Raw genomic sequence first — 16,028 nt, forward strand, 5'->3', positions numbered from 1 at the left:
CACAAAGCTGCTATCGTCACATTTTTATAAATAATCGAGGTCGGGCGGACACGTTCGCACCACGGTTGGCAGCGCCCTCGGATTGACGAACGGTGCTGCCTTAGCCGGTTCTTTGTATCCCGGCTCAGACATCACATCCATGAGAAGACAACCTATGGCACTGCGTCGCATCGCGACGGCACTGCTGGCGGCGGGACTTATCGTCGCGCAAGCCGCGCACGCGCAAGTGACGTTGAATTTCGTCAATGCCGATATCGACCAGGTCGCGAAGGCGATCGGCGCGGCCACCGGCAAAACCATCATCGTCGATCCCCGCGTCAAGGGACAGCTCAACCTCGTCTCCGAAAATCCGGTGCCGGAGGAGCAGGCGCTGAAGACGCTGCAGGCGTCGCTGCGCATGCAGGGCTTCTCGCTCGTGCAGGATCACGGCGTTCTGAAGGTCGTGCCCGAAGCCGACGCCAAGCTGCAAGGCGTGCCGACCTACGTCGGCAATGCGCCGCCGGCGCGCGGCGATCAGGTCGTCACGCAGGTGTTCGTGCTGCACAACGAGTCGGCGAACAACATTCTGCCGGTGCTGCGGCCGCTCATCTCGCCGAACAACACCATCGCCGCTTATCCGGCGAACAACACGCTCGTCGTCACGGACTACGCGGACAACGTGCGGCGCATCGCGGGCATCATCGCGGGCATCGACACAGCGGCGGGCCGTGAAGTCGACATCGTGCAGCTGAAGAACGCGAACGCAATCGATGTCGCGGACCAGATGAACAAGCTGCTCGATCCCGGCACCATCGGCAGCACGGACGCGACGCTGAAAGTCACCGTCACGCCCGACGCGCGCACCAATTCCCTGATGTTCCGCGCCTCCAGCAGCGCGCGGCTCGCGGCGGCCAAGGAACTGGCGAGGAAGCTGGATGCGCCCACCTCGCAACCGGGCAACATGCACGTCGTGCCGCTGCGCAACGCCGACGCGACGCGGCTCGCGAAGACGCTGCGCGCCATGCTGGGCAAGGGCAGCGGCAACTCGGACAACTCGTCCAACAACTCCGGCTCCAACTCGTCGAATTCCTTCGGGCAGAGCGGGCTCGGCAACTCGTCGACCTCGACGGGCACGTCTGGCGTTCCGCCACTGCCCGGCGGCCTCGGCAGCAGCGGTTCCGGCACGGGCAACAACCCGATTTCCGGCACCGGCGGCACGCGCGACGCGGGCTTTTCGTCGAACAAGGACAACGACACCGGCAACGACACAGGCGGCGGCGGCATGATCCAGGCGGATTCGGCGACGAATTCGCTCATCATCACGGCAGCCGATCCGGTCTATCGCAACTTGCGCGCGGTGATCGATCAGCTCGACGCGCGCCGCTCGCAGGTTTATATCGAAGCGTTGATCGTCGAACTCTCGGCCACGACCGGCGCGAATCTCGGCATACAGTGGCAGGGCTTGCTGCTCTCGAACGGCGGCAACAACGCGCTCTACGGCAGCTCGAGCTTCGGCTCGGGCAACACGAACATCTTCGACCTGACCCTGCAGGGCAATGCGATCGCGCAGAATCCGTCGGCGGTCACGTCGACCACGGGCCTGCTCGCCAACGGCCTGAACATCGGTCTGTTGCACCGCTTCGGCAATCTGTTCGGGCTCGGCGGCCTGCTTCAGGCGCTTTCCACCTCGGCGGATGCGAACATTCTGTCCACGCCGAACCTGATCACGCTCGACAACGAGGAAGCGAAGATCGTCGTCGGTCAGAACGTGCCGGTGGTGACGGGCTCGTACGCCACGCCGACCGCGAACGCCGCCACGTCCGTGACCGCGTTCAACACGTTCGACCGCCGCGACGTGGGCGTGACGCTGCACGTCAAGCCGCAGATCACCGACGGCGGCGTGCTCAAGCTCCAGATCTATCAGGAAGATTCGAGCGTCGACGCGACGACCAAGACCGATCCGGGCGGCGTGACCATCAACACGCGCTCGGTGCAATCGACCATTCTCGCCGACGACGGCGAGATCGTCGTGCTGGGCGGTTTGATGCAGGATCAGTACAACAACAACAACAGCAAGATTCCGCTGCTTGGCGACATCCCGTTCATCGGCAGCCTGTTCCGCAGCGAAAGCAAGACGCGCACGAAGACGAACCTCATGGTGTTCCTGCGCCCGGTGATCGTTCGGGATCAGGCGACGGCCTCGCAGATCGCCAATACGCGCTATGAATATCTGCGCAATCAGCAGTACGGTTCGACGACGGACAACCGCCTGATCAAGGACCAGAACGTGCCGATGATGCCGCCGAAGCCGCTCGGTCCGAGCGAAGGCGGTGGCGCTCCGGCCCAGAATCTGCTCGACTGGAACAACCTGACGCGCGGCGTGCCCAGCTCGACGCTGCCGCAGGATCCGAACGCGGGTCCCGCGCCGCAGCCGTATCAGAGCGCGCCGCAGAGCACTTACCCGGCGCCCGCGAACGGCGCGACCAACGCGATGCCCGGCAACGCGGCGACGAACGCCATGCCCGGCAACGCCGCGACGGGCTACGCGGTGCCGAACAACGCGCCGAGCGCCGCGCCGCTCGGCGGCAATCAGACGGGAGGACAGCCGTGAACACGCTGAACGCCGAAGCCGAAACCACGACCGCCACGGAAGCAACGGCCGCGTCGCCGCTCGCAGCGCGGCTCGTGCCCTACGGCTTCGCGCGTACCGGCCAGATTCTGGTTGCCCAGCAGCACGCCGACGGCATCGAAGTGTGGATCAGCGAGCGCACGAACGACGCGGCGCTCGCGGAAGTCGCGCGCAATTTCGGCGCGCTCACGATTGTCCGCAAGTCTGGCGACGAACTCGCCGCCGCGATCAACTCGGCGTACGCCCGCAACGACGGCAGCGCGGCGCAAGTGGTCGGTGAAGTGGAAGGCGAAGTCGATCTGTCGCGCCTGATGCAGGACATTCCCGAAGTGGAAGACCTGCTGGAATCCGAAGACGACGCGCCGATCATCCGCATGATCAACGCGCTTCTGACGCAGGCGGCGCGCGAGCAGGCGTCGGATATTCACATCGAGCCGTTCGAAAACGCGTCGGTGGTGCGCTTTCGCGTCGACGGCACGCTGCGCGACGTCGTGCGCCCGAAGAAGGCGCTGCACGGCGCGCTGATCTCGCGCATCAAGATCATGGCGCAGCTCGATATCGCTGAGAAACGTTTGCCGCAGGATGGCCGCATCACGCTGCGCGTCGGCGGCCGCCCGGTGGACGTGCGCGTGTCCACGCTGCCGACCGGCCACGGCGAGCGCGCCGTGCTGCGTCTGCTCGAAAAGGACGCGCAACGGCTGAATCTCGAAACGCTCGGCATGGCGCGCGACACGCTCGTCCAGTTCGACAAGCTGATCGGCCGGCCGCACGGCATCGTGCTCGTGACCGGGCCGACCGGCTCCGGTAAGACGACCACGCTCTACGCGTCGATGTCGCGGCTCGAAACCACGACCACCAACATCATGACGGTGGAAGACCCGATCGAATACGATCTGTCGGGCATCGGCCAGACGCAGGTGAACGAGCGCATCGGCATGACGTTCGCGCGGGCGCTGCGCTCGATTCTGCGTCAGGACCCGGACATCATCATGATCGGCGAAATCCGCGACCTGGAAACGGCGCAGATCGCGGTCCAGGCGTCGCTGACCGGTCACCTCGTGCTCGCGACGCTGCACACGAACGACGCCGCCTCGGCCGTCACGCGTCTCACGGACATGGGCGTGGAGCCGTATCTGCTCGCGTCGTCGCTGCTCGGCGTGCTCGCGCAGCGTCTCGTGCGCCAGTTGTGTCCGGTATGCAAGGAAGCGCGCGAAGAAGAAGACGGCGTGAAGCACTGGCATCCCGTCGGTTGCGACCGATGCGGCCAGTCGGGCTACGTGGGCCGGCGCGGCGTGTACGAACTGCTGCTGATCGACGACGCCATTCGCCCGCTGATCCATCGCAACGCCGCCGATGCCGAGATTCTCGCGGCGGGCCGCGCGAACGGCATGCGCACGTTGCGCGAGGACGCGAACCGCTGGCTGAACGCGGGCGTGACATCGCTCGAAGAAGTGCTGCGCGTGACAGGCGGAGAATAAGCGTATGCCGGCGTTCCGTTTCGAAGCCATCGACCAGGCGGGCAAGACGCAGACCGGCGTGCTCGACGCCGACAGCGCCCGCGCCGCGCGCAGCCATCTGCGCACGCAAGGACTAACGCCGCTCGTCGTCGAGGCGGCGGGCACGCGCACGCGCGGCGAACGGCAGCAGCGGCTCTCGCTCGGGCGACGGCTGTCGCAGCGCGAACAGGCCATTCTCACGCGCCAGCTCGCAAGTCTGTTGATCGCCGGCCTGCCGCTCGGCGAAACGTTGTCCGTGCTGACCGAGCAGTCCGAGCGCGATTACATTCGCGAACTGATGGCCGCGATCCGCGCCGAAGTGCTCGGCGGCCATTCGTTCGCGAACGCGCTCGCGCAGCATCCGAAGGATTTCCCCGAGATTTATCGCGCGCTCGTCGCGGCGGGCGAGCATACCGGCAAGCTCGGGCTCGTGCTCTCGCGTCTCGCGGACTACATCGAGCAGCGCAACGCGTTGAAGCAGAAGATCGTGCTCGCGTTCACGTATCCGGGCATCGTGACGATCATCGCGTTCGGCATCGTCACCTTCCTGTTGAGTTACGTGGTGCCGCAGGTCGTGAACGTGTTCGCCAGCACGAAGCAGGCGCTGCCGTTCCTCACCGTCATGATGATGGCGCTGTCCGCGTTCGTGCGCAGTTACTGGTGGGCGGTGCTGATCGGCGTGGTGCTGGTCGCGTGGCTCGTGCGGCGCATTCTGTCGCGGCCCGGACCGCGCCTGGCGTTCGACCGCTGGCTCTTGACGGCGCCACTCGTCGGCAAGCTGGTGCGCGGCTATAACACCGTGCGCTTTGCCAGCACGCTCGCGATCCTCACGGCGGCCGGCGTGCCGATCCTGCGCGCGCTGCAAGCGGCGGGCGAAACGTTGAGCAATACCGCGATGCGCCAGAACGTCGACGACGCCATCGTGCGCGTGCGCGAAGGCTCGGCGCTCTCGCGCGCGCTCGCCAATACGAAAACGTTCCCGCCCGTGCTCGTGCACTTGATCCGCTCGGGCGAAGCCACCGGCGACGTTACCACGATGCTCGACCGCGCGTCCGAAGGCGAAGCGCGCGAACTCGAACGCCGCACGATGTTCCTCACGAGCCTGCTCGAACCGCTGCTGATTCTCGCGATGGGCGGCGTCGTGCTGGTGATCGTGCTCGCGGTGATGCTGCCGATCATCGAACTGAATAATCTGGTGCAGTAATGAACGCCCTGCAAACCCGCCTGCTCACGCTCGCCGCGCTCGCGCTCTTTTGCGTGACGGTGACCTATTGGGTCGTCACGCTGACTTCTCGCCAGACCGCGCCGCTGCCCGCCGCCGCCGCGACGCGCACGCCGTCGGTCGAACAGGCCGCGACGATTTTCGGCGGGCAACTGGAGCGGCAAGCGAATTCGGACGTGCATCTGTTCGGCATTCTCGCGCTGCAAGGCGGCGCGGCGGCCATCGTGAGCTACGGCGGCGAGCCGCCGCGCGCGGTGTCGCTCGGCGGGCCGCTCGCGCAGGGCGTGAAGCTCTCGCAGGTGAAGGCGCGTTCGATCATCGTCGAGCGCAACGGCGTGAAGTCGGAAATCTTCCTGCCGCCCGTGCCGCCCGGACCGACGATCTACGTCCGTTGAGCACGGTCACGGCGCGATGAAGGCCGGTCGATAGAATGCTCGGCGGCTTCGGTCGAACGGAGCCGCATGTTTCTTAAATCAAGCGGGCGCAAGCCCTGAATCAACACGAGGTAGCAGTCATGCAAATGTGGACGCAACGCCGCATGGAAATCACCCAGGCCAAGGCGCGCCGTCAACGGGGTTTTACGCTCATCGAGATCATGGTCGTGATCGCGATTCTCGGCATTCTCGCCGCGCTGATCGTGCCGAAGATCATGAGCCGCCCCGACGAAGCGCGTCGCGTGGCCGCGAAGCAGGACATCGGCACCATCATGCAGGCCATGAAGCTGTACCGGCTGGACAACGGCCGTTATCCGACGCAGGAGCAGGGCCTGCGCGCGCTCGTCGAAAAGCCGACGACGGAACCCGTGCCGAACAACTGGAAGGACGGCGGCTATCTGGAACGCCTGCCGGCTGATCCGTGGGGCGGCCAGTATCAATATCTGAATCCGGGCGTGCACGGCGAAATCGACGTGTTCAGCTACGGCGCGGACAACAAGGCGGGCGGCGAGGGCAACGATGCCGACGTCGGCTCGTGGCAGTAAAAGGAACGTGAAGTGAACAGGCACGGCAGGCACAGGGCGGCGCATCGGAATGCGGGTTTCACGCTGCTGGAAATGCTCGTCGTGCTGGTCATCGCGGGCTTGCTTGTGTCGCTCGCGTCGTTGCAGCTCACGCGCAATCCGCGCACCGACTTGAATGAAGAGGCGCAACGGCTCGCGCTGCTGTTCGAATCGGCGGGCGACGAAGCGCAAGTGCGCGCCCGGCCTATCGCGTTTCAGCCGGTGGAAGGCGGATTCCGCTTCGACATCCGCACCGAAGACGGCTGGCGCCCGCTGCGCGACGACCTCTTGCGCGCGCGCCGCTGGGAAGGCGGCGTGACGAGCGTGAGCATCCAGTTTCTCGACTCCGACAAGTCCGTGAGCCGGCTCGTCTTCGGCACTGAAGCCATCGACACGCCCATGGAAATCACGCTCGTTTCGGCGGTGGGCCGCGCCACGATCATCGGCAGCGGCAACGGCCGCTTCCAGGTGCGGTGATGCGGTCACCATCTGTACAACGCGGCTTCACGATGATCGAAGTGCTCGTCGCGCTGGCGATCCTCGCGGTGGCGCTCGCGGCGTCGCTGCGCGCGGTCGGATCGATGGCGACGAGCGAAGCGGACCTGCATCGGCGTCTGCTCGCAGGCTGGAGCGCGGACAACGAACTCGCGCAACTGCGGCTCGCGCATGTGTTTCCGGACATCGGCTCGCGCACCTTCGACTGCTCGCAGGGCAATCTGAAGCTCGTCTGCACGCAGCGCGTCTCGGCGACGCCGAATCCTATTTTCCGTCGCGTCGAAATGTTCGTCGCGACGCCCGGGCGCGCCGGTTATCTCGCGCAGATGGTCACGGTGGTGGCGAATGAAACGAACCGTTCGCTCTGACCCCCGGCGCGCGGCGCGCCGGCAGCGCGGGTTCACGCTGCTCGAAATGCTCATCGCCATCGCCATTCTCGCGGTCATCGCGGTGTTGTCGTGGCGCGGGCTGGACCAGATCATTCGCGGCCGCGCGACCATCACGAACGCGATGGAAGACGAGCGCGTGGTCGCCCAGTTGTTCGACCAGATGCGCATCGACGCGCGCCAGGCCGCGACCGACGACGAAGCCGGCCAGCCCGCGGTCTCGCTCGGCAACGGCACGCTGCAGATCGTGCGCGGCGTGTTCGCGCCCGCCACCGCGCCGCGCCTGCAGGTGGTGCGCTATCGGCTGACGGACGGGCGCATCGTGCGATTCGCGTCGCCGCCGCTCGAAAACGTGGGCGAAGTGCGGCGCGCGTTGTCGTCGAGCGATACCGCCGATGGCTGGAGCGCGGTTCCGTTGCTCGGCGGCGTCCGGTCGCTCGCGACGCGCGTCTACATTCCGCAGAAGGGCTGGACGACGCGCATGGCCGACGTGCTTTCGCAGATCAACGAGAACGACAACAATCTGAAGGTGCCGCAACTCGGTAACGCGCCGCTCGCGCGTGCCGTGTCGGGCATTCAGGTGGCGGTCGGCGCGACGAATCTGCGCGTGCCGATCACGCGCGTGTTCCTGGTCGGAGAATGACGATGCGTGCCTCGGGCCTGAGCAAAAGACAGCGCGGCGTCGCAATCATCAGCGCGTTGCTGGTGGTCGCGCTCTCGTCGATTCTCGTGTCGGGCATGTTGTGGCGGCAGCAGGTGCAGGTGCGGCGCATCGAAAATCAGCGGTTGCTTGCGCAGGCGCAGTGGATTTCTCGCAGCGCGCTCGACTGGACGCGGCTCATTCTGCGTTCCGAAGCCGATACATCGCCGACCGTCACGTATCTCGGCGGCGTGTGGGGCGTGCCGATCGCGAAGACGAAGCTCTCCGACTTTCTCGGGCAGATCGGCGAAGTGCGCTCGCAGGAAGGCGCGCAGACGTTTCTGTCCGGCTCCATCGAGGACGCGCAGGCGAAGTTCAACTTGCGCAACCTCGTCGCGACGCCGGCGCCCGGCGTGCTGACCATCAACGTCGAGCAGATTCAGGCGTTTCAGCGGCTTCTGACGATGCTCGGCATCAACGGATCGCTTGCGAAGACGGTCGCCTTGCAGATGCGCGCGGGACTCTCGCGCTCCGCGACGCGCTTCCAGACGCAGACGGGCAACGGCGCGACAGCGGCGAGCTCGCCCGCGGAGGCCATGGCGGCGATGGCGCAAGGCGGCGGCACGGGCGGCGGCAATTTCACCGACGATCCCGGCCTCAAGGATGCCGACAGCGACGCGCCGGTCGCGCCGCTGCAGATGATCAGCGTGGATTCGCTGCTCGACGTGCCGGGCTTTTCGGCCGAAGCGGTCGCGAAGCTGCGGCCGTTCGTGACTGTCCTGCCGACGACGACCCCCGTGAACATGAATACCGCGCCGGCCACGGTGGTCGCCGCCGTGGTGCCGGGCATGAGCCTTTCGCAGGCGCAGGCGTTCGTCGCTCGGCGCGAGACGGTGTTTTTCCACGATATCGGCAACGTGCAGCTCGCGCTGACCGGCGCGGGCGTCCGTTCCACGTCGATCGACCCGAACCAGCTCGACGTGACCACGCGCTATTTTGTGATTCACGGCCGCGTCGAACATGAGCGCGCGCAACTGGAGCGCACGACGCTCGTGTACCGCGATGCGACCACGCACACCACGCGCATCGTCTATACGCGCGACGCGCTCTGATGACGCTGTTACTGACAAGAGGAAGTGGCCTTTGAGCACACTGATCGTTCTATTACCGCCGCGCGATCCCGCCGTGCGCTCGCAGGAGTGGCAACTGCCCGACCTGCCGTTTCTGCTGCTGGACAAGCGCGGCGAGACACAACGCGCCGGCCGTGCCGCTGTCGGCGTTCTGCCGCGCGCCAACGCGACCGTGCTGATCGTCGCGGCGCGCGACACGCTGCTGCTCGCCGCTACCGTTCCGCCGCTCAAAGGTCCGAGGCTGCGTCAGGCGCTGCCGAACGTTGTCGAAGACCAGTTGATCCAGGACCCGCAGACGTGCCACATCGCCGTCGATCCGGTCGCGCTCGCGGACGGACGGCGCGTGGTCGCGGTGATCGATCGCGGCTGGTTCCGCTTTGTCTGCGATGCGTTCATGAGCACCGGGCATCGCAATCTGAAGGCGGTTCCGGCCATGCGCTGCCTGCCCGTTCCGGCCGCTGCGCCTGTCATCGAGACGCCGGAAGACGCAGAGGACGCCGCCGAAGCGGAAGCGCCGCCGACGCCCTTCATCGCGGGATTGCTCGGCAACGTGATTTCGACCGCGCCCGCGCTGATCGGCGACGTGCAAGCGGCGGCGCCCGCGACCGGCGGCGCGCCGCGCGTGGAAATCGCCATCGCGCGCGGCGAACGCGCGGCGCTCGGCGAAGGGCTCGCGCTGCCCATCGATTCGATTGCGCCGACGCTCGACGCGCTCGCGGGCGGGCATCCGTTTACGCTGTATTCGCTCGCCGATATTCCCGGCGACGAGCCGCGTCTCGCGGCGTCGGGCAAACACGCGGCCGTCGCGGGCGCGCAGCCGCTCGCGTTCGAGGCGCTTGCCCGCAACGCGCTCGCGAGCCGCTTCGACCTGTGCCAGTTCGAATTCGCCGCGCAGCCGTGGCGGCTCGACCGCGCGACCATGCGCCGCCTGCGCGTACCGATCGCGCTCGTGGCGGCGTCCGTCATCGTGTCGATCGTCGGCATCAACGTGCAGTGGATTCAGCTCTCGCGCCAGCGCGACGCCATCAACGCGCAGATGACCGAGCTGCTGCTTAACGCGTTCCCGAAGACCACGACCGTGCTCGACGCGCCCGATCAGATGGCGCGCAATCTCGACCGGCTGCGCGTCGCGTCGGGCGAGCTGTCGCCGTCAGACTTTCTGTCGCTCGCCGACGGCCTCGCGCGCTCGCTCGGTCCGGTGCCGGTGAACGGCATCGCCGGGCTGGATTATCGGGACCGTCATCTGGAAGTGACGTTCAAGCCGGACACCAAGGTCGATCCTGACCTCGGCAAGCGCCTCGCGGCCAACGGGCTGAACGGCGCCATCGACACGAACACCGGCAAATGGACCATCAGGAGCGGCCAATGAAAGCGGAAATCGGACGAACGCTCTCCGAGTTCTGGGAGGCGCGCACGCCGCGCGAAAAGACGCTGTTGATGTGGGGCGGCCTGCTGCTCGGCATCGCGCTGGTTTATCTCGTGCTGTGGGCGCCCGCGTACGAAGGCCGCGCCCGCCTGCGCGACACCTTGCCGACGATGCAGCGCCAGCTCGCCACGATGACCGCGCAGGCTAACGAAGCGCGCTCGCTCGCGGGCAGCGCCGAGGGCGTGACGCCGACGGGCGGCGCGCTGCGCGATGCGCTCGCAAAGTCGCTCGCGGACAACAACATGCAGCCGACGCAGGTGCAGGTCATCGGCGCGGCGGTGCAGATTCAGTTGAAAAACGCGTCGTTTCCGAACTGGACGATGTGGCTCGACGACGCGCGCAAGCAGTTCAAGGTGCAGGTGTCGGAAGCGCATATTCAGGCGCTGAAGCCGGACGGCCAGGTGGACCTGACGGCATCGCTGCAACCGGCCAGCGTCAAATGAGCTACTGGACTCGCCGACTCAGGCTCGCGCTGCCGGGACTCATCGTGATGGTGCTCTCGGTGGCGGGAACGCTGCTCGTGATGATGCCCGCCGCGTGGATCACGCCGCAGTTCGCGAAGGCGACGGGCGGCCACGTCAATCTCGCCGATCCTTCGGGTTCGCTCTGGCGCGGCTCGGCGACGCTGATGCTCGCGGCGAGCAGCGACGGCTCCGGCGCGACGCTGCTGCCGGGGCGCATCGAATGGACGACGGCGTTCTGGCCGCTTTTCACCGGCCGCGTGCATATGACCATGCGCCAGACCGAGGCGATGCCGGACCCCGTGTTCGTCGATGCCACGACGCGTGGCGCGACGCTTTCGGCGGGCGGAATCGCGGTTCCGGCGACGCTGCTCGCCGGTCTTGGCGCGCCGTTCAATACGCTGAATTTCGAGGGGACAGTGCGACTCTCGTGGACCGAATTCCGGCTGCTCGGCAGGAATGCTTACGGACAGTTCGTGGTGACGCTCGACGACATGGCTTCGCGCGTGTCGCGGGTCAAGCCGCTCGGGTCGTATCGGGTCGCGTTGCAGGCGCAAGGGGCGACGGCGAGCATCGATCTTTCGACAACCCGGGGCCCTTTGCTGTTGACCGGCAGCGGCGTGATCTCGCAAGACGCGACGACCTTCGAAGGCACCGCGAAGGCTGAACCGGCGCAGCGCGAAAATCTCGCGGGACTCCTGAATCTGCTCGGCCGACACACCGATCCGGATACCGTCGCGCTGACGTTCAACCATTATTAGAGCGCGAAATCAGCCGCCGGCTGAGTCCTTCTGCGTCGCGGACATCGCCTCGGGCGCGGAAGCCGGCGCCGGCGCTTCCACGCCGCCCGTCTCGCGGTTCATCTGCGCGACGTCCCAGCCGCCGCCCAGGGCCTTCACCAGCCCCACCGACGCCACCATGCGTTGGCCCGCGATGCTCGCGAGCTTCTGCTCGGCCGTGAACGCCGTGGTCTGCGCGGTCAGCACGCTGATGAACGCGACCGTTCCCGCCTTGTACTGATTGTTGATGATGGCGAGCGCCTGCTGCGCGGACTGAACCGCCTGCTGCTGCACGACGATTTCCTTCTCGAGGATTCGCAGAGACGCGAGATTGTCTTCGACGTCCTGGAACGCGGTCAGCACCGTTTGCCGATACGTCGCGACATTCTGATCGTAGGCGGCGCGGGCCGCTTCCGTGCGCGCCGCGCGCAAGCCGCCATCGAAAATCGTCGCGGCGATATCCGGCCCGAGCGTCCAGAAACGCGACGGCGCGCGCAGCAATTGCGACAACACCGTGCTTTCGAACCCGCCCTGCGCTGAGAGCGTGAGCGTCGGGAAATACGCCGCCATCTCGATGCCGATTTGTTCGTTCGCCGCGGCCGCCTTCCGCTCGGCGGACGCGATATCCGGACGCCGCTCCAGCAGCGCAGACGGCATCGCCGTGGGAATGGTCGGCGGCGTGGCGTCGAGCGGCATCGCGGGGAGCGAAAACGTCGACGCCGGCTCTCCGACGAGCACCGCGATGGCATGCTCGTATTGCGCGCGCGCTACGCCGTTGTCGATGGCGGCGGCCTGCGCGGACTGCAACTGCGTCTGCGCCTGAATCACGTCCGAGCGCGCGACGATGCCTTGCGCGTACTGGTTCTGCGTGAGCCTGAGCGACTGCTGATACGCGGCGACGGTCTCGTCGAGCAGCTTTTGCTGCGCGTCGAGCGCGCGCAACTGAAAGTACGTCTGCGCGAGCGTCGCCTGAGCGGAGAGGCGCGCGTTGGCGAGGTCCGCCGCCGCGCCCTGCTGCCCCGCCTTCTGCGCCGTCACCGTCCGGCCGATGCTGCCCCACAAGTCCGGCTCCCACGAGGCATCGAGCGCGAGGCTAAAGTCGTTGCCGACCGTGCTGCGGCTTGTGGCTGTCCCGGTCGTCAGGCGGCTGCCCGAACGCGACGCCGACGCGGACGCCCCGATGGTCGGGAAATACGCCGCGCGCGCTTCGCCGACCAGCGCGCGTGCCTGCCGATACGCCGCCGCGTACTGCGCGATCGTCTGGTTCGACTGGTTCAGACGCGTTTCGAGATCGTTCAGCTGCGCGTCGTCGTAGACGCTCCACCAGTCGCCGCGGTCTGCGCGGTCGGCGGGCTGCGCGACTTTCCAGCCTTCGGGCGCTTCCTTGAAGGCGGCGGGCATCGGCGTGGTAGGACGCTGATAATCCGGGCCGACGGCGCAACCTGCGATGGACATCGCGCAGGCGGCGGCAATCGAGATGGCGCTCAGTTTGCGCACGGTGCGGCGAGCGGCGGAATGGCGGGACGCGATGGAAGCGGAAACGGCGGGGCGATACGGCATCTGCTTGTCGAAAATTCGGTTGGCGGCGGTTCGTCCGGTGCGGCGAACGCGGTCAGCCGAGATAGTAACGGAACGCCCGCAGCGTGGTTCGCAGCGGGCGTCGGGCAGACGTTAGGGTAACGGCTTAGCCGTAAGGCGGGTGTTACGTGCGGGAAGATATAGGTTACGGCGCGTTACTCGTGACGATGAACGCGATTCAACGGCCGGTCGAGCCGCCCGCGCACGGCCCGCCGATCAGCGTGCGCGACGACGCACCGCCCGCTTTCTCGGAAGCTGCGCCCTTGCGCCGATGCCGATTCTCGAACCAGCCCATTCCAAGCACCGCCAGCGAGCCGCCCGGCAGCAGGAACACGATCAGATAAAGCGCGAGCTTCCACGAATTCAACTTCGGCGGGACGAAGTGACGGGAAGCACTGGCGATCGTGCTGCTGACTTGGCCGATGCGTCGGCGGGCGGTGCGGGCGGTCTCTGCGAAGCGGGTCATTTGCGGTCTCTTCAGGCGTCGTTCGAACGACGCAGCTGGGATCAAAACATAGTCTCGGGCGGCGCATGAAGCGCATAACTCGTTGCATAGAATAATATTGACTATGCAACTACTTTTCAAGATACTGGCGATTGCTTTTCTCGAACTGTTGTTTCGCGGCACGCCGCGCCGACGTCAACCCGCATGGATAGCGAACCGCTCTACGATCCCGCCACGATCCGACTCGAAACGAGCCTCGGCTATCACCTCGCGAAGGCGCGCAATGTGTTGGTCGCGCGCACGGATGAGGCGCTGAAGGCGCTCGATCTCACGTCGCAGCAGATCGGCGTCATTCTTTCGCTGGCGTCGGGGCGGGCGCGCACGCCGCTCGAACTGTCGCGGGAGATGTCCTATGACAGCGGGTCGATGACGCGCATGCTCGACAGGCTCGAGAAGAAAGGCTTCGTCAGTCGCACGCGCAGCGACGCGGACCGGCGCATCGTCGAACTCACGTTGACGGAGCGCGGCCAAGACGCTGCCGCGCGGCTGCCGGCCATCGGCGCGGCGGTGCTCAACCAGCAATTGCACGGTTTCAGCCGCGCGGAACTGGACCTGCTAATCGCGATGCTGGCGCGCATCATCGGCAATTCGCCGACGGACGAAAGCGCCGGCTGCGGGCTCGACGACCCCGACGCCGACTAGAGCAATTCATCGACTTTTAGCCGGCACGAGTTGCCCTAATCACTGTCTGGGCAGAGAATGCCGCGACACGCATAATCCACGCGCTGGAGCACAAGAACAATGTCAACGACCGCCACGACCGCGCCCGATTCCGCCGCCCCGGCTCCATTGACCGGCGGCATCCTCGCGTTACTGACGATGGGCCTCGCGCTCGGCACGTTCATGGAAGTGCTCGATACGTCGATCGCCAACGTCGCCGTGCCGACCATTTCCGGCAGTCTCGGCGTCGCGACGAGCGAAGGCACCTGGGTCATTTCGTCGTATTCGGTTGCGTCGGCGATCGCGGTGCCGCTGACCGGATGGCTCGCGCGGCGCGTCGGCGAGGTGAAGCTTTTCACCATTTCCGTGCTGCTGTTCTCGATCGCCTCGGCGCTGTGCGGCTTTGCGCAGAACTTCGAGTCGCTGATCGCGTTCCGGCTGCTGCAAGGTCTCGTCTCCGGCCCGATGGTCCCGCTCTCGCAAACCATCCTCATGCGCAGTTATCCGCCGGAAAAGCGCGGGCTCGCGCTCGGTCTCTGGGCGATGACGGTGATCGTCGCGCCGATCTTCGGCCCGGTGATGGGCGGCTACATCACGGATAACTACACGTGGCCGTGGATTTTCTATATCAACGTGCCGATCGGCGTGTTCTCGGCGGCCATCGCGTACTTCCTGCTGCGCGGCCATGAGACGAAGACGACGAATCAGCGCATCGACGGCGTCGGGCTTGCGCTGCTCGTGATCGGCGTCGCGAGTCTGCAAATGATGCTCGACCTCGGCAAGGACCGCGACTGGTTCAACTCGAACTTCATCGTGGCGCTTGCGATTATCGCGGCCATCTCGCTCGCGTTCATGTTCGTGTGGGAGATCACGGAGAAGGAGCCGGTCATCGACTTGTCGCTCTTTCGCGACCGCAATTTCGCGATGGGCGTGCTCATCACGTCGCTCGGCTTTCTGGCGTTCTTCGGATCGGTCGTCGTGCTGCCGCTGTGGCTGCAAACCGTGCTCGGCTACACGCCGTGGCTCGCGGGACTCGCGACCGCGCCGGTCGGCATCCTCGCGCTCGTGCTTTCACCGATGATCGGCCAGAACATGCATCGCATGAACCTGCGCGTCGTGGCGAGCTTCGCGTTTATCGTGTTCGCGTTCGTGTCGTACTGGAACTCGACGTTCACGCTCGACACGCCGTTCCACGACATCGTGTATCCGCGGCTGATTCAGGGCATCGGCGTGGCGTGCTTCTTCGTGCCGATGACGACGATTACGCTCTCCAGCGTCTCGGACGAAAGGCTGGCGGGCGCGGCGGGGCTATCGAATTTCCTGCGCACGCTGTCGGGCGCGATCGGCACGGCGGTGAGCACTACGTTCTGGGAGAACGACATGATCCGGCATCACGCCGTGCTCACCGAATCGGTCACGCCGTACGCGCAGACGACCACCGCCTATTCCGATTTGCTGTCGGGCGTCGGCCTGTCGGGGCAGGCGCTCACCGCGCAACTGGATCGCGTCGTGGCCGCGCAGGCGTACATGATGTCGACCAACGACTTCTTCCGCATCTCGTTCTATGCGTTTCTGGTGCTCGCCGCGATGGTCTGGCTGACGCGTCCGCGCAAGGGCGCGTCGGCGTCGATGGGGCATTGACGCG

At 66.2% G+C, this 16,028-nt stretch carries 16 protein-coding genes; 14 read left to right on the forward strand and 2 right to left on the reverse strand.

All coding sequences use genetic code 11. From position 1 onward, the window contains the following. Positions 1-154 precede the first annotated feature (154 nt). The 12 genes from gspD to JYK05_RS13330 all read left to right on the forward strand — a co-directional run bounded on the left by gspD (position 155) and on the right by JYK05_RS13330 (position 11,622). Positions 155-2,590, forward strand: a complete 2,436-nt coding sequence (gene gspD / locus JYK05_RS13275; RefSeq protein ID WP_241269810.1) for a type II secretion system secretin GspD — start codon at positions 155-157, stop codon at positions 2,588-2,590. A 5-nt stretch (positions 2,591-2,595) separates the two neighbouring features. Then, positions 2,596-4,086, forward strand: a complete 1,491-nt coding sequence (gspE, locus tag JYK05_RS13280; protein ID WP_175940558.1) for a type II secretion system ATPase GspE — start codon at positions 2,596-2,598, stop codon at positions 4,084-4,086. 4 nt (positions 4,087-4,090) lie between these two features. Further along, positions 4,091-5,308: a type II secretion system inner membrane protein GspF gene (gene gspF / locus JYK05_RS13285; RefSeq protein WP_175938722.1), complete on the forward strand. Its 1,218-nt coding sequence runs from the start codon at positions 4,091-4,093 to the stop codon at positions 5,306-5,308. Continuing rightward, positions 5,308-5,721, forward strand: a complete 414-nt coding sequence (locus JYK05_RS13290) for a general secretion pathway protein GspC (protein ID WP_206467272.1) — start codon at positions 5,308-5,310, stop codon at positions 5,719-5,721. The genes gspF and JYK05_RS13290 overlap by 1 nt, the downstream gene beginning before the upstream one ends. 119 nt (positions 5,722-5,840) lie before the next feature. Beyond that, positions 5,841-6,305, forward strand: coding sequence for a type II secretion system major pseudopilin GspG (gene gspG / locus JYK05_RS13295; RefSeq protein ID WP_250473385.1), 465 nt, complete (start codon positions 5,841-5,843; stop codon positions 6,303-6,305). 12 nt (positions 6,306-6,317) lie between these two features. Further along, positions 6,318-6,800 (forward strand): GspH/FimT family pseudopilin, encoded by a 483-nt coding sequence (locus tag JYK05_RS13300; RefSeq protein ID WP_256443317.1) that lies wholly within the window; start codon positions 6,318-6,320, stop codon positions 6,798-6,800. Next, a complete protein-coding gene (gspI, locus tag JYK05_RS13305) occupies positions 6,800-7,186 on the forward strand; it encodes a type II secretion system minor pseudopilin GspI (protein ID WP_206467274.1) in 387 nt (128 codons plus the stop codon). The genes JYK05_RS13300 and gspI overlap by 1 nt, the downstream gene beginning before the upstream one ends. Further along, on the forward strand, positions 7,164-7,847 hold the full coding sequence (locus tag JYK05_RS13310) for a type II secretion system protein J (protein WP_206467275.1): 684 nt from the start codon (positions 7,164-7,166) through the stop codon (positions 7,845-7,847). The genes gspI and JYK05_RS13310 overlap by 23 nt, the downstream gene beginning before the upstream one ends. Continuing rightward, the gene (gspK, locus tag JYK05_RS13315; protein ID WP_175938732.1) at positions 7,844-8,956 is read left to right on the forward strand and encodes a type II secretion system minor pseudopilin GspK; all 1,113 of its coding nucleotides are present in this window, start codon (positions 7,844-7,846) and stop codon (positions 8,954-8,956) included. Before JYK05_RS13310 ends, gspK begins: the two co-directional genes overlap by 4 nt. A gap of 31 nt (positions 8,957-8,987) precedes the next feature. Continuing rightward, positions 8,988-10,343, forward strand: a complete 1,356-nt coding sequence (gene gspL, locus JYK05_RS13320) for a type II secretion system protein GspL (protein ID WP_206467276.1) — start codon at positions 8,988-8,990, stop codon at positions 10,341-10,343. Next, positions 10,340-10,843 carry a type II secretion system protein GspM gene (gene gspM / locus JYK05_RS13325; protein ID WP_175938736.1) on the forward strand — a complete coding sequence of 168 codons (504 nt, stop codon included), beginning with the start codon at positions 10,340-10,342 and terminating at the stop codon, positions 10,841-10,843. The genes gspL and gspM overlap by 4 nt, the downstream gene beginning before the upstream one ends. Continuing rightward, a complete protein-coding gene (locus tag JYK05_RS13330) occupies positions 10,840-11,622 on the forward strand; it encodes a type II secretion system protein N (protein WP_206467277.1) in 783 nt (260 codons plus the stop codon). Before gspM ends, JYK05_RS13330 begins: the two co-directional genes overlap by 4 nt. Positions 11,623-11,631: 9 nt before the next feature. On the opposite strand, the gene JYK05_RS13335 is transcribed toward JYK05_RS13330, so the two are convergent. Both JYK05_RS13335 and JYK05_RS13340 read right to left on the reverse strand, forming a co-directional pair. Continuing rightward, a complete protein-coding gene (locus tag JYK05_RS13335; protein ID WP_206467278.1) occupies positions 11,632-13,200 on the reverse strand; it encodes an efflux transporter outer membrane subunit in 1,569 nt (522 codons plus the stop codon). Positions 13,201-13,396: 196 nt separating this feature from the next. After that, positions 13,397-13,684: a hypothetical protein gene (locus JYK05_RS13340; RefSeq protein WP_175938742.1), complete on the reverse strand. Its 288-nt coding sequence runs from the start codon at positions 13,682-13,684 to the stop codon at positions 13,397-13,399. Between the two features lie 183 nt (positions 13,685-13,867). Here JYK05_RS13340 and JYK05_RS13345 point away from each other — a divergent pair, with 183 nt between their 5' ends. Continuing rightward, on the forward strand, positions 13,868-14,365 hold the full coding sequence (locus JYK05_RS13345; protein ID WP_206467279.1) for a MarR family winged helix-turn-helix transcriptional regulator: 498 nt from the start codon (positions 13,868-13,870) through the stop codon (positions 14,363-14,365). Between the two features lie 99 nt (positions 14,366-14,464). Then, entirely contained in the window at positions 14,465-16,024 is a 1,560-nt protein-coding gene (locus tag JYK05_RS13350; RefSeq protein WP_305869029.1) for a DHA2 family efflux MFS transporter permease subunit, read from the forward strand. The last annotated feature ends 4 nt before the right edge of the window (positions 16,025-16,028 follow it).

It is taken from the genome of Caballeronia sp. M1242, from assembly GCF_017220215.1.
Classification (GTDB): Bacteria; Pseudomonadota; Gammaproteobacteria; order Burkholderiales; family Burkholderiaceae; genus Caballeronia.